Here is a 22,325-nt window from a genome sequence, read left to right on the forward strand (position 1 = left end):
ACTCCCGAAGGGAAACCACCATGAGAGTCCACCTCCTCGCCGCGGGCGACGCGGCCGTCGCCGTCGCCGACCGACTGACCACCGAGCTGCGTGCCCGGGGCGACGTCACCCGCACCGACGTCGTCGCCGGCGGACGGGGGACGGACCCCGCGCACTGGCCCCACCCGGACCTGCGCATCGTGATCGCCTGGCGCGAGTCCGCCGCCCTCCTCGAGGCCGTCGACCGCTCCTCCGCCGAGACGGGCACGCCGTTCGCCCAGGCCGTCTTCACCCACCCGCGGCTGCGGGTCGGCCCGACCGTCGTCCCCGGCGGCTCGGGGGGCCCTGCGGACACCGTCGGAGGCTGCCAGCGGTGCTTCGAGAAGCGCCAGCGCCAGCACGACGCCGGGATCGACAAGGCCCGCGCCCTCTGGGAGCGCTACGCGGCCGACGAGACGGCGGGACCCACGGGGTTCCTCCCCCACCACGTCTCCCTCGCCGCAGCCCTGCTCGGCCTGGTCGCCGACGCCGCCCGGGAGGGACGCATCGCCGACGAGCGCAACATCGTCCGCACCGCGCACCTGCTCAGCGGCACCGTGCAGCGCACGGAGCTCATCCCGGTCCACGGCTGCCGGCGCTGCGGGGTACCGCGGCCCGACTCCTCCTGGATCGACCTCGCCGCCGAGTTCGGCCGGGCGAGCACCGCCGCCGTCTCCGCCGCCGTCACCACCGCCACCGTCACCGAGAGGAGCACCGCCCGTGCCTGAGAACGCCGTCCTCGCCGCCGACGCCATGGGCGTCGCCGCCCTTGCCGACCCGCAGTTCCGACTCCCCCGCCTGCCCCGCCTCGCCCCTGGCCTGGTGGTCGTGCCCGGCGAGGACGGAGTCCTCGTCGAGGGCGGCCCCACCCGCCAGCTCCTCGGCGGGCGCGCCGCCGCCGACGTGCTCGGCGCTCTCCTCCCCCTGCTCGACGGCAGCCGCACCGTCGAGGACCTCGCCGGTGACACCGGACGTCCGCTGCGCTCCACCCACTCCGCGGTCGCCTTGCTCTACGCCAGCGGTCTGCTCGAGGACGCCGACGGCGAGCCCGCCCCGGCCGATGCAGATCCCGCCGCCCTCGCCTTCTACAGCCGCTCCATCGACTCGACCCGCGTGAACGCGTCGGGAGCCGAGACGGTGCGCCGCCTCCGCTCGGCCCGCGTGCTCGTCGACGCCGGCCCGACCGCCGGCTCCCTCGCCGAGTCGATCGTCGAGGAGCTGCGCCGCACCGAGATCGGCGACGTCGAGCTCGCGGTGCCGGGAGCCGCGCACGCGGTCTCGGACCGCACCCTCATGGTGCTCGTGGGCGACTCGAGCGAGCTCCGCCGCCGCGCCGACAGCGCCGCCGAGGCGGGCATCGGGGTCTACCCGGTGCGACTGCGCGGCCGCTCCCTCTACTCCGGCCCGTTCGTCGATCCGTCCTACACCGCGCGGTTCGACGACCTGGCCGACCAGATCGAGGCCGAGCCGCACGACGACCCTCGAGCCGCCGACCACCCCCTGGCCGCCGCACTCATCGTCGGCGACATCACCGCGATCCTGGCGCGCGTCGGCACTGCGCCGTCGCAGCAGTCGCTGGTCCGCGTCGATCTCGGCACCCTCGTGCAGGAGCGGCTCGTCGCCGTCTCGTCCACCCCCGACGGCATCCCGCTCGCCTACGCCTTCGAGGCGTCGACCGCCTTCGCCCCGCGGTCGCTCTCGTCGCCCAAGGACCACCAGGTCCACTACAAGCAGTCGAACATCCTGCTGCAGCGCGAGTCGAAGCGCTGGCCGAGCGCGGTCGCGTCGCCGCTCGCCGAGCGCACGGCCCCGCCTGCCGCACCCACCGGCGCGCTGACGGCCGGCGTCCTCTCGGACCTCGTCGTCCGCACCGCCGGCAACCGCGAGAGCGGCACTCCCCGCGAGGGGAAGGTCCGCCGCTGGGCGGCCTCGGGCGGCAACCTCGGCTCGGTCCAGATCACTGTCCTGGTGCGGCGCGTCGAGGGCCTGGCATCGGGCGTCTACGGCTACCAGCGCGGCGACGACACGTGGGCGCACCTGCCCTGGGCCGATCCGGAGGAGTCGCCCGCCGGCGCCGATCCCGCGGCCGACGCCGTGATCGTGCTGACCGGGGCCCTGGGCCGCGTCGCGTCGAAGTACGCGGCGTTCGGCTGGCGCATCGTGCACCTCGACGCCGGAGTCGGAGTGACGCACCTGCGCCTCCTCGGCGCGGCGCACGGCCTCGACGTCCGCGTCGCCCCCGCGTGGGACGACGACGCGTTCGGCGGGCTCCTCGGCATCGACCAGGACCTCGAGCCGATCACCGCGGTCGTCTCGATCACGGGCACCGCCACCAGTACCGCCACCAGCACCGAAGGGATCCGACGATGACCACCACGAGCGATCCGATCGCGTTCCCCCTCGACGTCCCCCGCCCCACCCCGGTCGGCGGGCTCCGCGCCCAGCACGCCATCATCGGCGACCTGCAGCGCTCGGTGCGGCTCGGCCCGGACCAGCTGCGCCGACGCCCGACCGCGGGCGCCGGCCGCCGCCCCCGCGTGAGCGGCGTCCGCCCGACGGCGCTGCCCCGCGTGGCGGTCCCCGCGGCCGTCCCGGAGCCGGTCCTCACCCTCGACGAGGTTCTCGCTCGCCGCGAGTCGGTGCGGTTCCACTCCGACGTCCCGCTCGATCCCGCCGTCGTCGCCCGGGTCGTCCGGGCCGGCCACGCGGCGGATGCGGCGGCGTGGCCCGACGAGGTCGCCGCAGGCCTCGGCATCGAGCTCCTCGTCGCCGCCCGGCGCATGACCGGAGCCGCCCCCGCCGTCTACCGGCTGGCCGGAGACGCGTTCGAGCCGCTCGCCGACCTGCACGACGAGGACGCGGACGACCTGGTGCTCCAGCTCGAGTTCGCGGCCTCCCCCGTGATCCTCGTCGCGATCGCCCCGTTCGCCGACGCACTCGAGCGCTGGGGGGACCACGGCGAGCGTCTCGCCAACACCCGCGCCGCAGCGGCCGTCTCGGCCGCGCTGCTCGAGGCCTTCTCCCTCGGCCTCGACGGGAGCCCCTTCGCGGGCTTCCTCACCTCTGGACTCCGCCGACTCCTCGACGTCGACGGCTACGCGAACGCTCAGATGTTCGCCGCCTCCCTCGGCCACCGCGCCGGGGAGGACATCACCGACGCGGACACCACCCGGTAGTCCGCGCTCCCCCACCGGCTCGACACCCGCGCCGCCCACCGAAAGGACCGCACCATGACCCAGACCCCTTCGCACGACGACGACCTCTTCTCGGTCGACATCGAGGGCCTCGAGATCGGCGAGCTGCCCAGCGACGCCGCCCTCGCCTCGCTCAGCTCCGATCCTCCGCCTCCTCGGCCTCCTGCCCCGCGTCCTCGGCCTCGAGCCTGGGCACCGTCGGTTCCTGGGGCTGAGCCGCCGGCTCGCCCCTCTCCCACCACCACTCACTTCTCCCCACTACGGAAGGACACCACCATGACCGACGACCAGGGTCGCGACGACCTCACCGCACAGGACCTCGACGGCGACTTCGCGATCGACGAGCTCGACGGGCAGACCGCCCTCGGCACGTGGGGATCGGCCGGCACCTTCGGGTCCGCCTCCTGCCCCGGATCGACCGCCTCCTCGGCCGGCTCCGCCTCCTCGTTCGGCTGATCCGGTCCGAGCTCGAACCCCGGCTCCGCTCCCGGAGCCGGCCCACCGCACCACCCTCATCCGCACCACCCCTCGCACCACCTACGGAAGGACCACGACCATGACCCAGATCCCCGGCGAGAACCAGGACCTCTTCGCACAGGACCTCACCGTCGACGAGCTCGACAACCAGGTGGCGGCCGGCTTCACCACCGCGGCGTCGTTCGCCACGGCCGGCTCGGCCTCCTGCCCGGCCTCCTCGGCCTCCTCGGCCGGCAGCTTCTCCAGCGTCGGAGACTGACCGCCGCGGCGGTGCGGGACGCGCGACGGGAGGCTCCCCTCCTCCGCGCCGTGCCCGCACCGCCGGCACCCACACCGTTCTCTCCTCCCATCGTCACCGCCCGGAAAGCGAGGCCCCCTGTGAGCACCACGGCCCCTGCGCGTCACCTCGCCCCGCTCGGCGAGGACGCCCCTCTCGACTGGTTCCTCGGCTCCCGCCCGGAGCTGCGCGCCGACGCCGAGCTCCTCTCGGGGCTCGACGACCGCCCCTTGCTCTTCCTCGCCGACTCGGGCCGCTACGTCGCCCTCGGCCGCGAGGTCGTCCCCCTGCTCTGCCACTTCGACGGCGCGACGACGGGCGACGAGCTCGTCGAGCGGATCCGGGGCGAGCGCGACGCCGAACTCGTCGCCGACCGGCTCGCCCGCCTCGCCCGGAGTCTGCGCCAGGCCGGCGCGCTCGTCGAGCCGCCCGAGCGCATCGGCGGCCGCCGCGGCGTCGCCCGCTTCATGCGAAAAGAGCACCTGCTCCGACTGCCCCTCACCCGCAGCGTCGACCGCCTGCTCGAGCCGGTCACCGCCCCGCTGCGGGCGGTCCTGGGTCGCGTGCTGGTCGGTCTCTGGAGCGCCCTCGCCGCCGTCGGTCTGGTACTCGGCGCCGTCGCCCTCGCCACCGCGGGCGCCGGCTGGGCGATGCCCGAGCACGTGTGGGTCGTGTACCCGCTGCTCTTCCTGCAGATCGCCGCCCACGAGACCGCGCACGCCCTGGTCTGCCAGTACCTGCGGGTGCCGGTGCGCGAGGCCGGCATCGGCCTGATGCTCTACGTGATGCCGGTCGGCTACGTCGACCGCACCGACGCCTACCGCGTGCCGGACCGGCACGCCCGCGCGTTCCTCTCGCTCGCCGGTCCGGTCAACGACCAGCTCTGGTTCGGCGCCGCCGCGATCGTCGCGATGACCGTCCCCGGCGAGATCGGCGACCTCGCCTTCGTCCTGCTCATCCTGCAGGCGCTGCTCACCGTGATGAACCTCAATCCGGTCACGCCGTCGGACGGCTACCACGCGGTCTCCGCGCTCGCCGGCGAGGTGAACGTGCGCGGCCAGGCGCTCTCGTACCTCACCCACCTCGTGCTGAGGCTGCCTCTGTCGCCGGCGCTCCAGGCGGTCTCCCCCGCGCGCCGCCGGTTCTACATCGGCTACGCCGTCGGCTGCCTCCTGTTCCTCACGCTCCTCGTCGCGGGCGCCGCCCGGAGCGTCACGACCCTGCTGGGAGCACTCTCATGACGATCCTCACCGCGTCCCGCCCCACCCCGACCGGCGCCCCCGCGAGCGCGTCCCTCCGCATCGACCGCGTCGCCGGACTGGCCGTCGAGCGCGTCGCCCTCGGACTCGCGGAGGCCGACGCCCTCGCCGCCCGGCTCGACGACCTCGAGCAGCTCCTCCTCGCCGAGGGCGAGCGGGCCGGCGACGCGCTGCACGCCCTCGTGCCGCTCCTCGACGACGATCGCGCCCTCCGCCGCACCGCTCTCGCCGTCCGCCGGCGCACCCGGTCCGAGGCTCCCGGGCCCGACGAGCGGATCGACGCCCTCCTCGTCGCCCTCTCCGCGCACGGGATCGATCCCTCGCCCCTTCGGCAGTGGGCCGCCCTCGCCGCGGAGCACGCCGCGCTCGCGGTCGAGTACTCCGCGGCCGTCTCGACCGGCGTCGCGGCCGCCTCCCGCCGCCTCGAGGCGCTCCGCGAGGATCCCGAGCTGCTGACGGCGATCGCCGACGCGAGCCCCGACTTCGCCGCCGCTCCCGGACGCGACCCCCTGCTGCCCGGGCGGCACGCGGGTCGCAGCCTGCTGGCGTACGCCGGACGCGCGGCCCGCAAGACCAGCCCGTTCGGCACCCTGACGACTGTGGGCCTGGCCGGCGACCCCGCGCCCCGCGCGAGCGCCGTCGCCGTCACCCACGCGTACGCCGCGGCCTGGCTCGACGTCCTCGCCCGCGACGAGCGCGCGGCCCACGCCTTCGAGGTCGAGCCGCTGGACACCGGCGGCCTCGACCCCGCGAGCGAGCCCGTCGGTGTCCCGGCGCTCCTCGAGAGCCCGGACGTCGTGTGGCGGCGGACGCTGCGCGTCCCTCTCCGCGGCGGCGTCCTCGAGCGCCTGCAGCCGCTCGGACGTGTTCCGCTGCGGGTCCTGCTCGGCGCGATCGGCGGCGACGACCCCTTCGCCTCCTACGTCCGCTTCCTCGACTCCGGGCTCCTGCGCGTCGTCGCTCCCTGGTCCTACGGCGAGCGCGGCGGCCTCGATGCCCTCGCGGCCTGCCTCTCCGTCTCCGCTCCCGCGCACCCCGCCACCGCGCTCCTCACCGGCATCGCCGCCGACGCACGCCGGGTGACCGCGCTCGAAGGCCGCGAGCGGGGCCGCGCCCGCGCCGCCCTGCGCGACCGCGCCGAGCAGAGCCTCCGCGCTGCCGGAGCCGACCCGGCCCGCAGCCGCTTCGAGGTCTACGTCGACGCCGCCCCGTCCGCCGCGGTCGCCGACCCGCCGCCGGGCATCCGGAGCGAGCTCGAGCGCTACCGGGCCTCGCTCGGCCGCCTCGTGCGCCGCTCCCCCGCCTACGACGCGCTCGTCGCCGCCTTCGTCGCGGCGCACGGGGTCGGCGGCACCGCCCCCTCGGCCTGGCGCTGGCTCCTCGCGGCCGGCTCCGACGAGGCGCTGACCACGGCCCTCGCCACCGCGCGCCTGCGAGCGAGCGACGGACCGGACGAGCGGCCGCGCGGTCGGTCGATGCCCCGGCCCAGCGCCGCCCTCGCGGTGCAGATCGCGCACGGCGACGAGCCGCTGCTCGTCGTCAACCAGCTCCTCGGCGGCCAGGGCGGACTCGTCTCGCGCTTCGCCCCGCTGCACGCGGGCCTCGCTCCACGCCTCGCCGCCCGCGCCCACCGGCTCGCCGCGGGCGCCCTGCCCCTCGAGATCGTGCCCTCCTGGGACGTCAACGGCATGCAGTCCGCGGCGTCCGGGATCCTGCCGCGACTGCGCCTGCCCGTCGACCAGCCGGTGGCCGGTACGCCCTCCGGCGACGTCGACCTGGCCGACATCGCGCTCCATCACGACCCGGTCGGCGACTCGCTCGAGCTCCTCGCTCCCGGCGGCCGGGCGATCGCGTTGTTCTACCTCGGCCTCGTCCCGTCTCACCTGCACAGCGGAGTGGAGCGCCTCCTCACCGTCCTCGCCGACCCGTGGCTGCTGCCGCGCGCCGGCGCCCCCGCCTTCGCCTCGCTCGCCGACGCGGAGCAGGTCGTCGCGACCCCCCGGCGCGTGAACGGGAGCATCGTGACCCGCCGCGCGACCTGGAGCGTCCCGCGGGCCGCCCTGCCCGCGCCGACGGCGGACGACGCCGAGCTGCTGCGCTCCTTCGGCCGGTGGCGGCGCTCCCACTCACTCCCGGACGAGGTCTTCGTGCGCTGCGTGCGGCAGCACTTCCCCGCCGACCCCGTCTCGCGGAAGCCCGTCCCCGTCGATCTGCGCAGTCCCCACTCGCTCCGGATGCTCGCCGCGCTCGTCACCCCCGACGTCGCGGGACTCCGAGATCACCGAGGCCCTGCCCGCCGCCGGGCAGCTCGGCCACGTCGACGACGAGGGCGGCCACCGCGCTGTCGAGCACCTCCTCCTGCTGGAGTGGGACCGATGAGCCGCCCGATCCCTGCGAGCCGCGCGATCCCCGAGAGGAGCAGCCGATGATGATCACCGCCGGATCCGCTCCGCACCCGGGCGCCGTCGCCGCGACCCCGCAGTGGTGGTACGCCTGCCTGTACACGGGCGGCGTCGAGGGCGGGGACGACGTCATCGCCGGCCTCCTCCCTCCGCTGCTCGCCGAGGTGCGCGTGCTGGGCGCAGGCCGCTGGTTCTTCCTCCGCTACTTCGACGAGACCGGACCGCACCTGCGGCTGCGCGTCTTCGGACCGGGCCGCAGCCTCGACCGCCTCGTGCGCTCGATGGCCGACCTGGGCGCGCACCTCGAGCTGATCGCGACGCGGCCCCGGCAGCGCGTCGTCGAGCTCGTCCCCGGAGCGACGGCCGCCGTCCTCGGCAGCGCCTCCCGCGCCGTGGGCACCCGCCCCGCCGTCTACGAGCCCGAGATCGACAAGTACGGCGGGCTGGACGGCGTCGAACTCGCCGAGCAGCTCTTCGAGTTCTCCTCCGAGCTCGCCCTCTGGGGCGTCTCGGCCCACGAGAAGGGGGCACGCCGCGACGGCCTCGCCGCGCTCCTGCTCGCCGACACCGCCGGCGCCCTCACCTGGGGTGCCCGCGCCGACGCCTGGCCCGCCCGCGGCCGGACGCCGTGGCCGCGCTTCTGGGCGACCCACACCGACTGGTGGACGGGGGCGGTGACCGGCGACACCCGGTTCCGCGATCGCCTCGAGGAGCACGCCGCCGCTCACCGCGGGGCCGTCGCCGAGCGGATGCGCAGCACAGCCGCGGACCCTGGAGTGGAGGCGTGGCGCCGCCGCTGGTTCCGCGCCGTCGACGACTACCTCGCCGCCGCCGGGCACCTGGGAGTCCCCCGCTCGCCCCAGCACCTGGCCTTCCACCAGAACCACATGCTCATGAACCGCCTCGGCTACCTGCCGCGCGAGGAGGCCCTCCTGGGCCTGTACGCCCGCGACTGGATCGCGTCCGACCTCCGGACGCCTCCCTCCACCCCCGATGAAAGGACGACCTCATGACCTCCTCCACCGTCTCCTCCCCCTCCCGCACCGGGCGCGCCGTCGCCCTCGCCGCCGCCGGCGCTGTCGCCTGGGCCGCGCTCGGCGCCCTCCTGATCGCCGGAGCCGCGATCCCGGGCCTGATCATCGCCCTGGTGCTGATCGGAGTCGCCGCCACGAGCCTCACGATCGTCCGGGTCGTCCGCTCGAGCCCCGCCTCGCGCCGGACCGGCCTGGTCGTCGCCCTGCTCGCCCCGGTGATCGCGATGGCCGCGATGACCCCGCTGTTCGCCCTCGCCGGTCCGCTCGTCTTCGGCATCGTCGCTCTCGTGCTCGCCGCGGAGCTCGTGGTCCTCGCCGTCGTCGTGCGCGGGTCGGGACGGCGCCATGGCTGAGCGGGAGCCGGACCGGGACGAGCCGGAGGACGAGCCCGAGCACTCGGCTCCCGACACCGACGGCTCCGAGCGCTCCGCCGACCCGGAGCGGGCGGCCCGCGCCTGGGCCGCCCGCCTCTGGCCCCGCTGACGCCCGGCCCGCGACTCCCGCGGCCGGGCGTCGCCGGCGCCCCGTAGGATGCTGGCGGGGTAAGCAGGAGCAGGGGGCCGTGATGCTGAGCGAGAACGCCGTCGGGCTCTATCTGTACGTGTCCACGCGCGCCGATTGGACGCTCGAGGGCGCGTCGATCGACCTCGGCGTACGGATCCGCGACCTCGAGTCCGCCCGCGATGAGCTGCTCGAGCGGCGCCTGCTGACGCCGCTGCACGACGGCGGCGCAGCACTGGCCACCAATGCCCCCGACGTCGCGCTCGCCGAGCTGGTCGACGAGGACGAGCGCCGCATCCAGGAGCTGCGGGCGGGCGTCGCGCACCGCCGCAGCGAGCTGATGGCGCTCCTGCCCGCCTACCGCGAGGCCCGCGACGCCGTCGGCACCGCGTCGCAGGTCGAGGTCGTCGAGGACCCGGACACCGTCATGCGCCTCCTCCTGGACGTCGGCCGGAGCATCTCGCGCGAAGTGCTGATCGTGCAGCCCGGCGTCAGCACGAGCGTGGAGCGCCACGAGGAGAGCAACGAGAAGGACCGCGAGCTGCTCGCCCGCGGCGTCGTCCGCCGCACGATCTACCACGACCGCCGCCGCGACCACGTTCCCACCCAGCGCACGATCGCCGAGCTCGAGCCGCTCGGCGCCCAGTTCCGCACCCTGCCGATCGTCCCGTTCCGCATGCTCGTCTTCGACCGCCAGCTGGCTCTGGTGTCGCGTCAGCGCGACGAGGACGACCGCGCCGCCCTCGTCATCCGCTCCCCCGATGTGGTCGCCGCCTTCGTGCGGGTCTTCGACGCCGCGTGGGAGTTCGCCTCGCCGTTCAGCGCCGCCGCCGACTCGGCGCCCACGGTGGTCGGCGGACCGGACCTCTCCGCTGTGCAGTCCGCGATCCTCGCGGGTCTCGCCTCGGGTCTGACCGACGAGGTCCTCGCGAGCCGCCTCGACATCAGCGTCCGCACCTGCCGCCGCCACATCGCGACCCTCTTCGAGATGCTCGGAGCCGAGAGCCGCTTCCAGGCCGGCGCCCACGCCGTGCAGCGCGGCTGGCTCTCGGCGAAGCCCCTCCCCCTCCGCCGCGCGAACGGGCGCGATCCGGCTTCCCGGCTGAGCCCTGGTCCGGGTGGTCCCTCTAGATCGCCCGCTTCTCGAGGAACGCCAGCGCCCGCGTCCACGCGTCGGCCGCCGCCTCCGGAACGTACGTGCCGTCGTTGGAGTCGTTGAAGAACGCGTGTCCGGCGCCCTCGTAGACGACCACCTCGACGTCCTTCCCGGCCGTCGCCTCGCGCACCCGCGGCACCTGCTCGACGAGCGGCGCGTCCTGGTCGCCCACGAACGCCAGCACGCCGACCTCGAGCGCGGCCAGCTCCTCGTCGGACGCCGTGACGTGCCCGTAGAACGGGACCGCCGCCGCCAGCCGCGGCTCCGCGAGCGCGAGCGCCCAGCTGAAGGTGCCGCCGTAGCAGAACCCGGTGACCGAGACGCTCGTGACGCCGTCCTCGCTCAGCAGCCGCGTGACGAGCGCTCGGAGGACCGCGATGCTCCGCTTCGCGTGCTCGGGAGTGAAGACGGGCGCGAAGAAGGTGCGCAGCTCGACCTGCCGCGGCAGGCGCCGCACCGGGTGGTCGTAGTCGGCCCGCTGCTCGGTGTCGAGCTGCTCGAGCAGCCCGCTCTCGGCCAGCAGCTCGGGCGCGACGACCCGGAACCCCTCGGCCGCGTACCGGTCGGCGACCGAGCGGATGTGCCCGTCCACACCCCAGACCTCGTGGATCAGGATGAGGGCGCGCTCGCCGTCCCCGCTCCGGTACAGGGGGACGTCGTGGTCGGCCAGGGTCCAGGTCTCATCGCTCGTGGGCATCCCTGCACGATAGCCGGGCGCCCCGAGAGGGGGACGCGTGCTTCCTGAGCGGCGGTCCTGCTTGACTGGGCGCATGTGTGAGGACCAGCGACGAGGCAAGGCGTTCCGCGTGATCGCGACGACCGCGGGAGTCGTGACCGCGATCGTGGTGGGGCACCTCGTGGTGTTCCTGCTGCTGGAGGTCTGAGTGACTCGCAGTGCCCACGCCGCGCTGGTGGTCTGGCTCCTCCTCCTGACCGGCCTGTTCGCCGTTCCGGTGGCCGGCTCGCTCTACCAGGCGCGGGATCCGCAGTACACGTGCCTGGTCGACCGGCAGGCGCCGCCAGCGAGCGGCGTCGACGAGGGGTGGATCGTGCGGGGACGGATCACGCCGTTCCCGCTCGGGTTGGAGTGCACGTTCCTCTCTCAGTCCGGGGAGGAGATCGTCCTCGGTCCGGGCTGGCTGCTGACGCTGTTCGCCGGCAGCGCCGGCGCCTTCGGCGTCGCGTCGATCGCTGCGGCACTGTGGTCGCCTCCTCGACCGGCGCCGAGGGCGCGACCGACCGCCGCAGAGGGCGAGCGGCGCTGAGCGGAGGGGGACGCCGTCCGCTCGGGATCCCTCCACTCCGGGCGGGGCGGTACGGTGACCGCATGGACGACGACGAACGCCAGAACCTCGTGGCACGCGTCGAGATCCTCAGCGCCTGCATCGGAGTCCTCTCGGACCCCGGGAGGCTGGTGCGGGTGTGCGCGGACGTCTCGGGAGGTCGCGACGACGAGAGGGCGGCCGTCGCCGCGGAATTCGGTGTCGGCGGCGTGGTGGCCGACGCGATCCTCGACCTCCAGGTGAGGCGCTTCACGCCGAGGTCGATCGAGCTCCTGCGGAACCAGCTGGCCGACGACGAACGCCGGCTGGTCGAACTCGACCGGCAGTAGGAGGATCCCCCGCCGGACGTCCGCGGGAGCCCCTTCCGGGACGGCGCTGCCCGCCACAGGGGACCCTTCACCGAGCGCGCTGAAAGGGGGGTACCCGATCTGGGGGTGACGGTGCTCGGGTGCGTCACACTGAACCCGTGGAGTACCGCGTCCCCTGCGCCCGCCGACCGGACCGTGCGGATGCTGCACGGCACGGACGTCGGCCCGCGTCACGCTGCGCGGTGGCCGTTCCTCCGAAACCCCGCACGACCGAACGCCCTGGAGCACCCCGTGACCGACCTCGAAGACACCACCTCCGACGCCTCCGGCCCCTCGCGTCGTCGCATCGCACAGGCTGCGGGCTGGTCGGTGCCGCTCGTGGTCGCCGCGGTCGGTGCGCCGGCCGCCCAGGCCAGCACTCCCCCTGCGGAGCCGTTCGACGGGCTCACGGGAACCTGGAGCACCCCGGTGCGACAAGCGGATCGCATCGGAATGGCGACCTTCACTCTGATCAACACGTCGAGCACGGTTCTTCAGCTCGACAATCTTCTCTTCCTGCCCACGGATCCCAATGGGGGGATCTACATCATGCTCGGGACGTCGAGCAACTGGTCGACCCGTCGTACTTCCAGCGTCTCGGATGACGTCACGTCCGCTGCCCATGTCCGCGGTCGTGGACTGTTCCAGCCCGGGCAGGGGATCCAGGTCAACTGCTACATCAACTTCCCCGGCGCGTTGGTGAACAGCACGACCGTCGTCTCCGTCACGCCGGACGGCTACACGGACACGCCGGTCTCCTTCGCGTCAGTCACATTCGACCCGATCAACTACTAGAACCCGCACGCATGGCGACTCACGGCACGTCGCTCGTCATCGAAGGTCTCGGACAGCGGATCGAGGTCGATCACCGGTCGCTGAACGGAGTCGAGCAGGCGGTGCTGGAACGGCTGTGGAGCCGTACGACGGTCACTGGCGGGTCGAGTGCCGCCCGCTCCCGCTTCTCGCTGCATCGCGCCGATACTCCCTTCGAGCACGACGCCGCCATGGCGATCGCGGAGGTGACGCTGCGGGCGATCGAGGCCGCGCAGGGCTCGCTCCTGATGCTGCACGCCTGCGCCCTCACCGACCCCACCGGCGCTGCCATCGTGCTCGTCGGCCCCTCCGGCCGGGGGAAGACCACGGCCGCCGCGACCCTGGGCCGCTCCTATGGATACCTCACAGACGAGACCACCGGCATCACCCCGGACGGACGGATCCTCCCCTACGAGAAACCCCTCCTGATCCGCACTGCGGAGGGCATGCCCAAGCGGCCCTTCTCCCCCGACGAGCTCGGCCTCCTCCCGGCACCCGCCGACCCGCGGCTGGCCGCGCTCGTGATCCTGGACCGCGACCCGTACCTGATCGGTCCGGCGCAGCTCGAACTCCTCGACCTGGCCGACGCGATCCCGCTCCTCGTCCCCGAGACGAGTGCGCTGTCGGCGCTCGAGAACGGCATCCCGACCCTCGCCCGCCTCGCCGCCGGCATCGGCGGCGTGCACCGCGTCCGCTACCGCGACGCCGAACAGCTCGTTCCGATCGTCGCCGGCCTGCTCGCGACACCGCCGACGACGGAGGACCGCTGGTCGGAGGTCCCCGCGCGCAACGCGGTGACGGACGGGCAGCGCGTCATCGTCCTCGCCACCGGCACCGTGCACGTGCTCGACGGGATCGCGGCGACCATCTGGCAGCACCCGCACGCCACTGGCGCCGAGCTCACCGCGGCCGTCACCGCACACCACGGGCACGCCGACGACGCGTCGAAGCGCGTCCATGACGCGGCGGCGTCCCTGGTCGCGCTCGGGCTGCGCGACGAGGAGTAGACACGAGCGACCGCCGCCCCAGCGACACGACGTGACCGCAGAAAGCGCGCGCACCTCCACAGCGCGAGCCGTTCGCAGTCGCACCGCTTCCCCGCACTCCGCGGACAGCGCTCGTCACGCGGGCGGCCGGCAGCGCTCGGTGGAGGGTTCTGCCAGCGGTCCGTGTCGCACGGTGATCAGGTCCGCGGTGCCCGCCGGCTCTGCCGTGCCTCGCAGCCTCGGCTCGACGAGCGCGACCGCGGTGGCGCCTAGGAGGCCACTGAAGCGACTCCTACCAAGTCCGCAACGTCAGCGGCGGGAAGGAGAACGGCGGGACGGCGCCTCCGTTCCAGTACTCGCTGACGACGGGTTCCAGGGCGACGCTGCCCGAGCGCGCGACGAACACACCGAAGACGACGGACTGCCCCGGCTGGAGAGATGCCGTGCCTGCACGCCACGACGAGATCCTGATCGGAGGCGACGCCGCGGAGCCCCGATCGAAGGAGTCGTTCGAGGACCGCCACCCCACCGCTCCCATCGTGAGAGTCTGCTGATCACCCTCATCGATGTTCGAATGGCTCAGAGTGATGCCGTTGAACAGCAGACCGGTCGTCGCCGTATTCGTGACGGTGAGATCGACACGGGTGACACCGCCGAGGTTCTGCGGTGCACCCCACACCCCCGACAGCCCGTCGAACGGAGCGGGCGGCGTCATGGACGCCTGCGCGACGGGAGCACCGACGGCCACGATCGCGACGGGGGCGGACCACGCTGCAGCCGCGGCCACCTGACGGCGCGATGGACCGGAAGCAGTGACCGTCGAGTCGTCGGGCATGATGAAGGGCTCCTCAGGGACGGATGCGCGGCCAGGACGACACGTCGCACGCCTGACGTGATCAGGATGACGCATCGGCGCTCCTTCCTCCGTGACTCGGGTACCCCCACTTCAGCGCGACGCGCGCTACGGTCGCCGCACTCAGGCACCCAGGCGAGGGTCGACCCTCCGGGGGAGCTCTCGTCACGTCACGAGATCCGACGCGTCACCGACGTCACGACCGGCTAGCATCCGAATGCCGTCGACCTCCGGCGCCTCTGACCGAAAGAGCACCAGTGCCTCGCCGTCGCCGCCTTCCTCTGCTCGTTCTCACCGTCACGGCGGCGCTGCTCGGCGGTGCTGTCGCGCCGCTCGCCTCCGCCGCGCCCGACTCGACGGTCACCGACACCGTTCGCCTGTCGGCGCCGCGTCCGGTCGACGGCCGGACGGTTCCCCTCGGAGACGCCGTCGGCGCCGTCGACGGGAACTACTCGTTCGTCCCACGGGGAAGGACCCCGCGGCGGGCACCGCGTCGGGGACCATCACCATCTCGGGATCGGTCACCGTCGCCGACGGGGCCGGCGGCAGCGGGGCCCTCCCGTTCGGCGTCCAGCCCTTCGTGTCGCTGTACAACTGGGACGGCTTCCAGATCCGGAGTTCGACGTCGGCGGACTTCTCGTTCTCGGCGCCGGCCGGTGCCACCTACTTCCTCCTCGCCGGTGCCGGATTCGGGCAGCCCTACGCCCGGACCTGGTTCGGCGGCACGCCGATCCCCGCGCGGTCGCCGGGGATCACGGCGAGCACGACCGACGCCGACATCACCCTGCTGCCCGGAGGTTCGGTGACGGGGACCGCCGGCGCACCCGCTGCCGCGACCGGGACGCGCCCCTACTCCGCCGAGGCGTGGCTCCTCGAGGAGGGCACGGACTCCGCCTGGCCCATGGGCTCGGGATACATGAACATCCAGGGAGGCGGAACCTCGCCGTTCCAGATCACGGGCCTGCCTGCGGGGCGCTACCTCCTCCGCGCACTGGAGAGCACGTCCTCGACCACCGCACCGGCGAGCGCCGACACCTTCTGGCGGGCCTCGGAGGACGCGACGACCGCCACGCCCGTGACCGTCGGGGCGGGAACGACGACCGGCATCGACCTCACGCTGCCGGCCTACGACTCGACGACGGCCCGGATCGCGGGAACCGATCGGTACGCGACGTCCGTCGCAGCGACACGCAGCTTCTTCACTCCCGGCATCCCCGTGCTCTACGTCGCGAGCGGTGCGAAGTGGCCCGACGCGCTCAGCGCAGGGCCGGCCGCTTCGGTGCAGGGCGGAGCGCTCCTGCTCACCGACCCCGACGGCGTGCCCTCCGTGGTCCGCGACGAGATCGTGCGCCTCGCGCCGGAGCGGGTGGTCGTGGTCGGCAGCCCCGCCACGGTGAGCGCCGCCGTGTACGACGAGCTCGCCGCGCTCACCCCCTCGATCCGCCGCATCGGCGGAATCGATCGGTACGAGACGTCGCAGCTCATCGTCGCGGACGCCTTCCGCGGCGAGGACCGTCCGGAGGTGTTCCTCGCCACCGGCAACGACTTCCCGGACGCGCTCTCGATCGGCCCCGCAGCCGGTCGACGCGGCGCACCGGTCCTCCTCGTCGACGGCAAGCGCGACGCCGTCGACCAGGGCACAGCCGATGCCCTCAGGCGGCTCGACGCGGACCGCACCGTGCTCCTCGGCCTCGAGCCGTCCATCTCGGACGGCATCAGCCTCGACCTCGTCGGACGCGGGCTCGCGGACGATCTGCGCCGCATCGGCGGCGAGAACCGCTACGACACCAGCGGTCAGATCAACGCGTTCTACGACGGCGGGGCGCTGGCGACCAGCGCCTTCCTCGCCTCGGGAGAGGGCTTCGCCGACGCCCTCTCCGCCGGAACCGTCGCCGCGGCGATGGGAGCGCCCATCGTGCTCAGCCGCCCCTCCTGCGTCCCGCAGCAGGCCCTGACCGCTCTCGCCGTCAAGCACCGCTCCGACCTCTACCTCCTGGGCAGCCCCCTCACCCTCTCGGAGGCGGTAGCGCGCGCGACCCCGTGCTGACGGGCCGGCGCTGAGCGCTGATCCTCCTGCGCTCGCACCGGACTCGTACCTTCGCAACCGCAGACCGGCACCGACGTCCGCTCGATCCGCGTCGACGGAGTCGGCCGCGCAGCGGTGCAGCGCCGGTCGGCGTCGGAGGAGACGGTGCGAGCGATCCCCCGTTCTCCTCCCGCGATCCGAGAGCGTTCCCGCACGCGCGATCGATCGGTGACGACCCTCGACTCGATACGCTCAGCAGATGACCGACCCTCGCCCCCGTCCGTCACGACGTCGGTGGCCGGTCCTCCTGGCCGTCGTCGCGGCGGTGCTCGTGTATGCGACGGTCGTGCTGCTCTACGCGAGCGGCATCCGGGAGTCGAGCGAGGGCTGCGAGACGGTCATCGCGGGCGACGACCCCGTCACGGTGAAGCTGCAGCCGGCGGAGGTGAACGCGGCCCGTCAGCGGCTGGAGTTCCAGTTGACCCTGGTGCCGTCGGAGGGGCTGACCTCGTCCGACGGGTACACGGCCGACGAGACGATCAGCCTGGTGACCTTCCCGGTCGACGGGCCGAGCGTCCTGACGTTCCCGGCGGGCGAGGTGCTGGACAGCTCGGTGCAGTCGGACTTCGCGGAGGGGACCGTCGAGGAGTGGCCCTTCGACAGCTACCGGGCCGACCTGACGACGTTCGCCTTCCTCGGGGAGGACGATCACGACGACCACGAGCACACCGCGGTGCCCACGCAGGTCTGCCTCGACGACTCCGTTCCCGGGTGGCATCTGGACACCGTGACGGTCGACCGTCCCGGCAACACCGTCCCCACGGCCGACGGCGATGAACCGCTGACGTCGGTGGTGATCACCGCGACCCGCTCGGCGAGCACCGTCGCCTTCGGGATCGTGCTGCTCGGGCTGATGGCGGTCACCCCTGTGCTGGTCCTGTTCGTCGCCATCAGCGCCTACACCGGACGCCGGAGGGTGGAGGCGACCCTCACCAGCTGGATCGGCGCGATGCTCTTCGCGGTCATCCCGCTGCGGAACTTCCTTCCCGGCGCCCCGCCGGTCGGCTCCTGGATCGACTACCTCGTCGTGCTGTGGGTGATCGCGGGGCTCGTCACCGGACTGGCGATCTACGTCCTCGCGTGGAACCGCTGGGGTCACGGCGCCTCCCGGAAGCGGACCGACCCCGCACCGGACGGCCCCTGAGTCGCGGGTACCGGTGCGCCGACGGCTCTCCGTGGCGAGTGGGCGATCCGCGGCTCCCCGACTCCACTCCCGGCGCCTAGTGTTCGATCATGGATCCCTCTAGAGCAGACGACCCTCAGCCCGAGTCCCCTGAGGTGATGACCCAGTACCAGGACGGTGTCGTGACCATCAGCACGGAAGGCTCCGGGCGGTTGCGGGTCGTCCTCAACGGCTCGGTCCTCTTCGACGGCACCGTGGCCGAGGACTGAGACTCCAGCGGCAGAGTTCGCGATCCGACAGCGGCGCTGCCCTGGCGGGCGAGGCGACCATGTGGAGACCCACGAGCACCGGACCCGTCATGGCACCGGCCGAGCCGCTGGCGACGACAGCATCGGCGCCTACGGGCAGCGCGCGAGGACGGACCGGCGCGTCAGGTCTCGTGGGAGAGCCACTCGTCCGGGGTGGCCCTCCGCCGCAGGTCCTCCTCGTCGCTCCTGGCCTCGTCCTCGGCTCCGCGCTCCCAGAGTGCTCCCTCCACAGCCGACTCCGCGGCGGTCCGCACGTCGGCAGCCGGATCGTCCAGCAGCATCCGGGGGAACCAGCCGGGCAGTCCCGGCCGGTGGAGAGCAGTCCAGCGCACCAGAGCCGATCGGTCCTTCGCGACGAGCAGGAGGTGGTCGTCGTCCGGGAAGAGCAGCCCGACCTCGACCGCCATCGCTCGAGCCCGACGGTCACCGTCTCGGAGCAGCCTGTCGAAGTCGGCGCGCCCCGCACGCGGATTCGTCGTGCACAGCGCACGGACGTCGGGTGCCTCGTCTGCCAGCAGCAGCTCGAACAGGTCGCGGAAACCGGTGCGCCGCGCCATCGCTTCACGGGTCGAGGGAAGCGGATCGCGGACCAGCGCCTCCTGCGCCTCCCGGGAGAGCTCTCGCTCGCCGACCGAGAAGCGCGATGCCAGCTCGTGCCTGACCCAGGGGTCGGCCGAACCGAGGAGTGCCGCTTCCAGCCAGGGGCGAGGAACCGCCGTGCCCGCGGCCGAGAGGCGCACCAGCTCGTCCTCATCCGTCAGCAGCCTCCGCAGAGTCGCGTCGTCGACCGCACTGTCGCCCGCGACCGCGCGACGGACGCGAGGCGACGCGTGTCCGTCGAGCGCCTGCAGTTCCTCAGCCGAGGTCACCGTCGAGACGCGGTCGGCCGGCCTGGCGATCCCGTCCTCGACCGGAGTCACGGTCTGCGCTCGTCGTCGACCATCACACGTGGATCCTCTCATCCGGGGTCCCGCACGGCCGTTCCGGTTCCCCTGCTCCGACTACCGCCGCCGCAACGCTCGGTACAGCGCGCCGATGACGACCAGGACGCCGATCCCCACGAGGACCCAGGTCCGCGGATCCTCGTCGACGCCGGTGCACACGCCCGGCGAGTCCGCATATTCCGCGCAGCTGCCCGAACGGTCGCCGGCGAGGAGGACCACCGCCAGGAGGGCGACGAACGCGAGCGCGAGCCACCACCCTCGAACGCGACGCCGGACCGATGCACCCATGACGAGACTGTACGACGGCGGCGCCTCCCGCTGAGGGCCGGCCTGGTCGACAACGTCGATCCGCGTCACACTGATCGCATGAGCATCCGGATCGCCGCTGTGCCGTTGCTCTGCGCCGTCGCCGTTCTCAGCGGGTGCGCCTCGGCACCCGTGGTCGACGGCAGCGTCGTGCCCACGGAGGGCACGCGCCGTGAGCTGACCGCACGCGCCTTCGTCCTCGACGACGGCGACGGGGCGGAGCTCTGCCTGGGCGCTGTCGGCCAGTCCCTCCCACCCGCGTGCGGTGGACCGACCATCACCGGGTGGGACTGGGACGACGTCGAGGGAGAGGAGAGCCTGTCCGGCAGCACGTGGGGCGACTACGACGTCGTCGGGACGTGGGACGGCACCTCCTTCACTCTCACGCGCACACCGGTCTTCTCGGACCCCTTCGCTCCGTCGACCGCGACGCCGCGGCCCGAACCGACGCCGGGCGACCCCTCGAACGCCGACGCAGTCGCGCGGGCCATCGAGGACTACTCGAACGCGATGGGTACGGTGACGGGTCTGCTCGGTCTCGGTGAGCATCGCGGCCGAGCGTGGGTCGTCGTCGTCCACGACGACGGCACCCTGCAGGCCGAAGCGGATGCCGAGTACGGCGACGACGTCGTCGTGATCGAGTCCCGCCTGCGCCCGGCAGCCGTCGAGTGACGGCGGTTCCCGGGGGTCGTCGGTCCGGGCGCTCGCTCGCGACGTGAGAGCACTGCCGGCCGTCGCCGCGGGCCGGGCCGCGTCTCTTGACACCGTCGTGGAGCGCTCATCATCATTCAGGGACGACCGGCGGCGGCGGGCCACCGGCACCTCGAGGGAAGCGGCGCACCGATGCCCACCATGATCTTCGTCAACCTGGCCGTCAGCGATCTCGCCCGGTCCCGGGCGTTCTACGAGTCGCTCGGATACTCCATCAACGAGGGGTTCAGCGACGAGAACGCCGTCAGCGTGGTGATCAGCGACACGATCGTCGCGATGCTGCTCACGCGGGAGTTCTTCGCCGAGTTCACCAGCAAGCCGATCATCGACGCCACCACCTCGACCGAGGTGCAGCTCGCCCTCAGCGCCGACAGCAGGGAGGAGGTCGACTCGCTCCACGCGAAGGCCCTCGCCGCGGGCGCGGCACCCGCGGGCGAGCAGGACCACGGCTTCATGTACTCGAAGAGCTTCGACGACCTCGACGGCCACCACTGGGACTTCGTCTGGATGGACCCGGAGGCGGCCGCCGGCGGCGCTCCGGAGGTCAGTCTCGACGAGATCCGGCAGAACACGACGCACAGCTGAGCCGACCCCTCGCGACGGCGATGCGGAGAATCGCGCCGTCGGGTGAACGCTCGCGCCTGCCGGGCAGTACCTCCCTGCGAGTCGCCGATCTCCGGCGACCGAAGCGTCAAGGAGTACACCATGAGCAGGACTTTCTCCGTAGGTATCACCGCCGTCGCCGTGGCGGGCGTGCTGGCCGTGGCGCCCGTCGTCGCAGGTGCGAGCAGTGCCGCTCCCGCCGCAGCCAGCAACGAGTCGCGCAGCGCCTCGGTCAGCGCCGCCGACAGGGGTCTGGTCGACGCCGCCCGCTCGGTGGCGCGCACGCTGCGCGTCGTCGGTCTCGCCGACGGCGGCACCGGACTCGTGCAGTTCAACCCCACCAAGCCCGGCACGGTCACCGGCCGGGTCGCCGTCAGCGGGCTGACCGGCGGCGACACCGCCTCTCGTCGGCATCGACTACCGCGTTCAGGACGGCAGCCTCTACGGAGTCGGGAACTCCGCGGCGAGCGCCGGCGTCTACTCCCTCGACGCGAAGACCGGAGTGGCCACCCCGGTCACCCGGCTCACCGTCGCGCTCAGCGGCACCAGCTTCGGCGTCGACTTCAACCCCGCCGCCAACGCGCTCCGCGTCATCAGCGACACCGGCCAGAACCTCCGTCAGCCGTTCGCCACCCCGGGCGCCGCCACGGTGTCCGACGGCGCGCTGAGCTACGCCGCGCCGGCCGTGGCCACCGGCGTGAACGGGGCCGCGTACACGAACAACGATCTCGACCCGGCGACGGCCACCACTCTCTTCGTGCTCGACACCGCCCTCGACCAGATCGCGATCCAGTCGCCGGCCAACGCGGGCTCGCTGGCGCCGACCGGGAAGCTCGGAGTCGACGCCGCCGGCGTCACCGGCTTCGACGTGTACTCCGTGCTCCGCGGCGGCAGCTCCGTCGCCTCGATCGGCCTCGCCGCCGTCAACGGGTCGCTCTACGAGGTCGGCCTGCTGAACGGCACCGCCACCTCGCTCGGCACTCTCGGAGCGGACGTCACCGACATCGCGATCCCGCTCGTCCAGCGCTGACGCGCCGGACCAGCCACCGCCGACCGGCGCTCCTCCGGGAGTGCCGGTCGGCGTTCGCGTCTGCGCGGAAGAGCTGCCCGTCGCGCGCGGGCACTCAGACACGTCGCGAGATGGCAAGGGTCGGTGCCGGGAGCCCGTCGCGGCGCGGGTCCTGTCGATAATGAGGAGGAGGGGGTGGTCGCGATGAGCGCAGTGGACGGGTCGGGTGCCGACTTCCTGGACTTCTCCCCCCGCTGCTCCCGGAGTGCCCGCCGACGTCACCCCGCTCTTCGCGTGCTCGACGTCGGACCACGACGGCGGCGGGAGCGTCGCCATCACCGCCGACGCCGTCTACCTGGGCGAGGAGAGCGGGATCCTCCGCATCGGCGCGGGCGACATCCGCAGCTGGTCCTCCGCCGCCCGCGGCAGGATGTTCGCGCTGACCGTCGAGAGCGACGTGGCGCACCGCACGCACCTGTTCTCGCAGTTCCGCACGGCGACCGTCCTCGCGATGACGAAGACGATCGGCCCCGAGGGCGTCCTGCTCCGCGCGGCGTGAGCGTCGCCGGGTCCTCACGTGTCCTCGCAGCGAAGCCGCCGCGGGCGTTCTCAGGTCGAGGCGCCGCATCCGTGGG

Annotated in this window: 25 protein-coding genes; 21 read left to right on the forward strand and 4 right to left on the reverse strand. The window is 73.4% G+C overall.

Features of this window, described 5'->3' with window-relative positions:
* Nucleotides 1-20 precede the first annotated feature (20 nt).
* From AC0CID_RS08425 to AC0CID_RS08475, 11 genes are all read left to right on the forward strand, one after another.
* Entirely contained in the window at nucleotides 21-746 is a 726-nt protein-coding gene (locus AC0CID_RS08425) for a hypothetical protein (protein WP_465226442.1), read from the forward strand.
* Complete coding sequence (locus AC0CID_RS08430; RefSeq protein ID WP_465226443.1) at nucleotides 739-2,388, forward strand: nitroreductase family protein; 1,650 nt, start codon at nucleotides 739-741, stop codon at nucleotides 2,386-2,388. Before AC0CID_RS08425 ends, AC0CID_RS08430 begins: the two co-directional genes overlap by 8 nt.
* Nucleotides 2,385-3,194, forward strand: a complete 810-nt coding sequence (locus AC0CID_RS08435; protein ID WP_465226444.1) for a nitroreductase family protein — start codon at nucleotides 2,385-2,387, stop codon at nucleotides 3,192-3,194. The genes AC0CID_RS08430 and AC0CID_RS08435 overlap by 4 nt, the downstream gene beginning before the upstream one ends.
* A 294-nt stretch (nucleotides 3,195-3,488) precedes the next feature.
* Nucleotides 3,489-3,668 carry a thiocillin family RiPP gene (locus AC0CID_RS08440; RefSeq protein ID WP_465226445.1) on the forward strand — a complete coding sequence of 60 codons (180 nt, stop codon included), beginning with the start codon at nucleotides 3,489-3,491 and terminating at the stop codon, nucleotides 3,666-3,668.
* Nucleotides 3,669-3,768: 100 nt separating this feature from the next.
* Complete coding sequence (locus AC0CID_RS08445; protein WP_465226446.1) at nucleotides 3,769-3,948, forward strand: thiocillin family RiPP; 180 nt, start codon at nucleotides 3,769-3,771, stop codon at nucleotides 3,946-3,948.
* 119 nt (nucleotides 3,949-4,067) lie between these two features.
* Entirely contained in the window at nucleotides 4,068-5,207 is a 1,140-nt protein-coding gene (locus tag AC0CID_RS08450; RefSeq protein ID WP_465226447.1) for a M50 family metallopeptidase, read from the forward strand.
* Nucleotides 5,204-7,654, forward strand: coding sequence for a hypothetical protein (locus AC0CID_RS08455; RefSeq protein ID WP_465226448.1), 2,451 nt, complete (start codon nucleotides 5,204-5,206; stop codon nucleotides 7,652-7,654). Before AC0CID_RS08450 ends, AC0CID_RS08455 begins: the two co-directional genes overlap by 4 nt.
* Nucleotides 7,651-8,640 carry a lantibiotic dehydratase C-terminal domain-containing protein gene (locus AC0CID_RS08460; RefSeq protein WP_465226449.1) on the forward strand — a complete coding sequence of 330 codons (990 nt, stop codon included), beginning with the start codon at nucleotides 7,651-7,653 and terminating at the stop codon, nucleotides 8,638-8,640. The genes AC0CID_RS08455 and AC0CID_RS08460 overlap by 4 nt, the downstream gene beginning before the upstream one ends.
* The gene (locus AC0CID_RS08465; RefSeq protein WP_465226450.1) at nucleotides 8,637-9,014 is read left to right on the forward strand and encodes a hypothetical protein; all 378 of its coding nucleotides are present in this window, start codon (nucleotides 8,637-8,639) and stop codon (nucleotides 9,012-9,014) included. Before AC0CID_RS08460 ends, AC0CID_RS08465 begins: the two co-directional genes overlap by 4 nt.
* Entirely contained in the window at nucleotides 9,007-9,144 is a 138-nt protein-coding gene (locus AC0CID_RS08470; protein ID WP_465226451.1) for a hypothetical protein, read from the forward strand. Before AC0CID_RS08465 ends, AC0CID_RS08470 begins: the two co-directional genes overlap by 8 nt.
* Nucleotides 9,145-9,226: 82 nt before the next feature.
* A complete protein-coding gene (locus AC0CID_RS08475) occupies nucleotides 9,227-10,381 on the forward strand; it encodes a LuxR C-terminal-related transcriptional regulator (RefSeq protein ID WP_465228068.1) in 1,155 nt (384 codons plus the stop codon).
* Here the strand turns inward: AC0CID_RS08475 and AC0CID_RS08480 are convergent.
* Nucleotides 10,290-11,015 carry a dienelactone hydrolase family protein gene (locus AC0CID_RS08480; RefSeq protein WP_465226452.1) on the reverse strand — a complete coding sequence of 242 codons (726 nt, stop codon included), beginning with the start codon at nucleotides 11,013-11,015 and terminating at the stop codon, nucleotides 10,290-10,292. The two genes, AC0CID_RS08475 and AC0CID_RS08480, sit on opposite strands and share 92 nt — an antisense overlap.
* 187 nt (nucleotides 11,016-11,202) lie before the next feature.
* Between AC0CID_RS08480 and AC0CID_RS08485 the strand changes: the two genes are divergently transcribed.
* From AC0CID_RS08485 to AC0CID_RS08500, 4 genes are all read left to right on the forward strand, one after another.
* Complete coding sequence (locus AC0CID_RS08485; protein WP_465226453.1) at nucleotides 11,203-11,583, forward strand: hypothetical protein; 381 nt, start codon at nucleotides 11,203-11,205, stop codon at nucleotides 11,581-11,583.
* A gap of 62 nt (nucleotides 11,584-11,645) precedes the next feature.
* A complete protein-coding gene (locus AC0CID_RS08490) occupies nucleotides 11,646-11,930 on the forward strand; it encodes a hypothetical protein (protein WP_465226454.1) in 285 nt (94 codons plus the stop codon).
* A 270-nt stretch (nucleotides 11,931-12,200) separates the two neighbouring features.
* Complete coding sequence (locus AC0CID_RS08495; protein ID WP_465226455.1) at nucleotides 12,201-12,743, forward strand: hypothetical protein; 543 nt, start codon at nucleotides 12,201-12,203, stop codon at nucleotides 12,741-12,743.
* Nucleotides 12,744-12,754: 11 nt separating this feature from the next.
* Nucleotides 12,755-13,768: a hypothetical protein gene (locus AC0CID_RS08500; protein WP_465226456.1), complete on the forward strand. Its 1,014-nt coding sequence runs from the start codon at nucleotides 12,755-12,757 to the stop codon at nucleotides 13,766-13,768.
* A 271-nt stretch (nucleotides 13,769-14,039) separates the two neighbouring features.
* Here AC0CID_RS08500 and AC0CID_RS08505 read toward each other — a convergent pair whose 3' ends face one another.
* Entirely contained in the window at nucleotides 14,040-14,582 is a 543-nt protein-coding gene (locus AC0CID_RS08505) for a hypothetical protein (RefSeq protein ID WP_465226457.1), read from the reverse strand.
* A 598-nt stretch (nucleotides 14,583-15,180) separates the two neighbouring features.
* Between AC0CID_RS08505 and AC0CID_RS08510 the strand changes: the two genes are divergently transcribed.
* Nucleotides 15,181-16,647, forward strand: a complete 1,467-nt coding sequence (locus AC0CID_RS08510; protein WP_465226458.1) for a cell wall-binding repeat-containing protein — start codon at nucleotides 15,181-15,183, stop codon at nucleotides 16,645-16,647.
* A gap of 238 nt (nucleotides 16,648-16,885) precedes the next feature.
* Complete coding sequence (locus AC0CID_RS08515; RefSeq protein ID WP_465226459.1) at nucleotides 16,886-17,830, forward strand: DUF4436 family protein; 945 nt, start codon at nucleotides 16,886-16,888, stop codon at nucleotides 17,828-17,830.
* Between the two features lie 409 nt (nucleotides 17,831-18,239).
* Here AC0CID_RS08515 and AC0CID_RS08520 read toward each other — a convergent pair whose 3' ends face one another.
* Nucleotides 18,240-19,037 (reverse strand): hypothetical protein, encoded by a 798-nt coding sequence (locus AC0CID_RS08520; protein WP_465226460.1) that lies wholly within the window; start codon nucleotides 19,035-19,037, stop codon nucleotides 18,240-18,242.
* An 81-nt stretch (nucleotides 19,038-19,118) separates the two neighbouring features.
* Nucleotides 19,119-19,349: a hypothetical protein gene (locus AC0CID_RS08525; RefSeq protein ID WP_465226461.1), complete on the reverse strand. Its 231-nt coding sequence runs from the start codon at nucleotides 19,347-19,349 to the stop codon at nucleotides 19,119-19,121.
* A gap of 78 nt (nucleotides 19,350-19,427) precedes the next feature.
* Here AC0CID_RS08525 and AC0CID_RS08530 point away from each other — a divergent pair, with 78 nt between their 5' ends.
* The 4 genes from AC0CID_RS08530 to AC0CID_RS08545 all read left to right on the forward strand — a co-directional run bounded on the left by AC0CID_RS08530 (nucleotide 19,428) and on the right by AC0CID_RS08545 (nucleotide 22,249).
* Nucleotides 19,428-20,039 (forward strand): hypothetical protein, encoded by a 612-nt coding sequence (locus AC0CID_RS08530; RefSeq protein ID WP_465226462.1) that lies wholly within the window; start codon nucleotides 19,428-19,430, stop codon nucleotides 20,037-20,039.
* A 171-nt stretch (nucleotides 20,040-20,210) separates the two neighbouring features.
* Nucleotides 20,211-20,663 (forward strand): VOC family protein, encoded by a 453-nt coding sequence (locus AC0CID_RS08535; protein WP_465226463.1) that lies wholly within the window; start codon nucleotides 20,211-20,213, stop codon nucleotides 20,661-20,663.
* A gap of 430 nt (nucleotides 20,664-21,093) precedes the next feature.
* Nucleotides 21,094-21,711, forward strand: a complete 618-nt coding sequence (locus AC0CID_RS08540) for a DUF4394 domain-containing protein (RefSeq protein WP_465228069.1) — start codon at nucleotides 21,094-21,096, stop codon at nucleotides 21,709-21,711.
* A 244-nt stretch (nucleotides 21,712-21,955) separates the two neighbouring features.
* Entirely contained in the window at nucleotides 21,956-22,249 is a 294-nt protein-coding gene (locus AC0CID_RS08545; protein WP_465226464.1) for a hypothetical protein, read from the forward strand.
* Nucleotides 22,250-22,325: the final 76 nt, after the last annotated feature.

The sequence above is a fragment of the Rathayibacter sp. AC451 genome (assembly GCF_979253095.1).

Bases quoted from the DNA above. Each gene is read 5' to 3' on its own strand.
- AC0CID_RS08425 (WP_465226442.1), top strand. From the start codon at position 21: ATGAGAGTCCACCTCCTCGCCGCGGGCGACGCGGCCGTCGCCGTCGCC.
- AC0CID_RS08435 (WP_465226444.1), top strand. From the start codon at position 2,385: ATGACCACCACGAGCGATCCGATCGCGTTCCCCCTCGACGTCCCCCGC.
- AC0CID_RS08440 (WP_465226445.1), top strand. From the start codon at position 3,489: ATGACCGACGACCAGGGTCGCGACGACCTCACCGCACAGGACCTCGAC.
- AC0CID_RS08445 (WP_465226446.1), top strand. From the start codon at position 3,769: ATGACCCAGATCCCCGGCGAGAACCAGGACCTCTTCGCACAGGACCTC.
- AC0CID_RS08455 (WP_465226448.1), top strand. From the start codon at position 5,204: ATGACGATCCTCACCGCGTCCCGCCCCACCCCGACCGGCGCCCCCGCG.
- AC0CID_RS08460 (WP_465226449.1), top strand. From the start codon at position 7,651: ATGATGATCACCGCCGGATCCGCTCCGCACCCGGGCGCCGTCGCCGCG.
- AC0CID_RS08465 (WP_465226450.1), top strand. From the start codon at position 8,637: ATGACCTCCTCCACCGTCTCCTCCCCCTCCCGCACCGGGCGCGCCGTC.
- AC0CID_RS08470 (WP_465226451.1), top strand. From the start codon at position 9,007: ATGGCTGAGCGGGAGCCGGACCGGGACGAGCCGGAGGACGAGCCCGAG.
- AC0CID_RS08475 (WP_465228068.1), top strand. From the start codon at position 9,227: ATGCTGAGCGAGAACGCCGTCGGGCTCTATCTGTACGTGTCCACGCGC.
- AC0CID_RS08480 (WP_465226452.1), bottom strand. From the start codon at position 11,015: ATGCCCACGAGCGATGAGACCTGGACCCTGGCCGACCACGACGTCCCC.
- AC0CID_RS08490 (WP_465226454.1), top strand. From the start codon at position 11,646: ATGGACGACGACGAACGCCAGAACCTCGTGGCACGCGTCGAGATCCTC.
- AC0CID_RS08500 (WP_465226456.1), top strand. From the start codon at position 12,755: ATGGCGACTCACGGCACGTCGCTCGTCATCGAAGGTCTCGGACAGCGG.
- AC0CID_RS08505 (WP_465226457.1), bottom strand. From the start codon at position 14,582: ATGCCCGACGACTCGACGGTCACTGCTTCCGGTCCATCGCGCCGTCAG.
- AC0CID_RS08515 (WP_465226459.1), top strand. From the start codon at position 16,886: ATGACCGACCCTCGCCCCCGTCCGTCACGACGTCGGTGGCCGGTCCTC.
- AC0CID_RS08525 (WP_465226461.1), bottom strand. From the start codon at position 19,349: ATGGGTGCATCGGTCCGGCGTCGCGTTCGAGGGTGGTGGCTCGCGCTC.
- AC0CID_RS08530 (WP_465226462.1), top strand. From the start codon at position 19,428: ATGAGCATCCGGATCGCCGCTGTGCCGTTGCTCTGCGCCGTCGCCGTT.
- AC0CID_RS08535 (WP_465226463.1), top strand. From the start codon at position 20,211: ATGCCCACCATGATCTTCGTCAACCTGGCCGTCAGCGATCTCGCCCGG.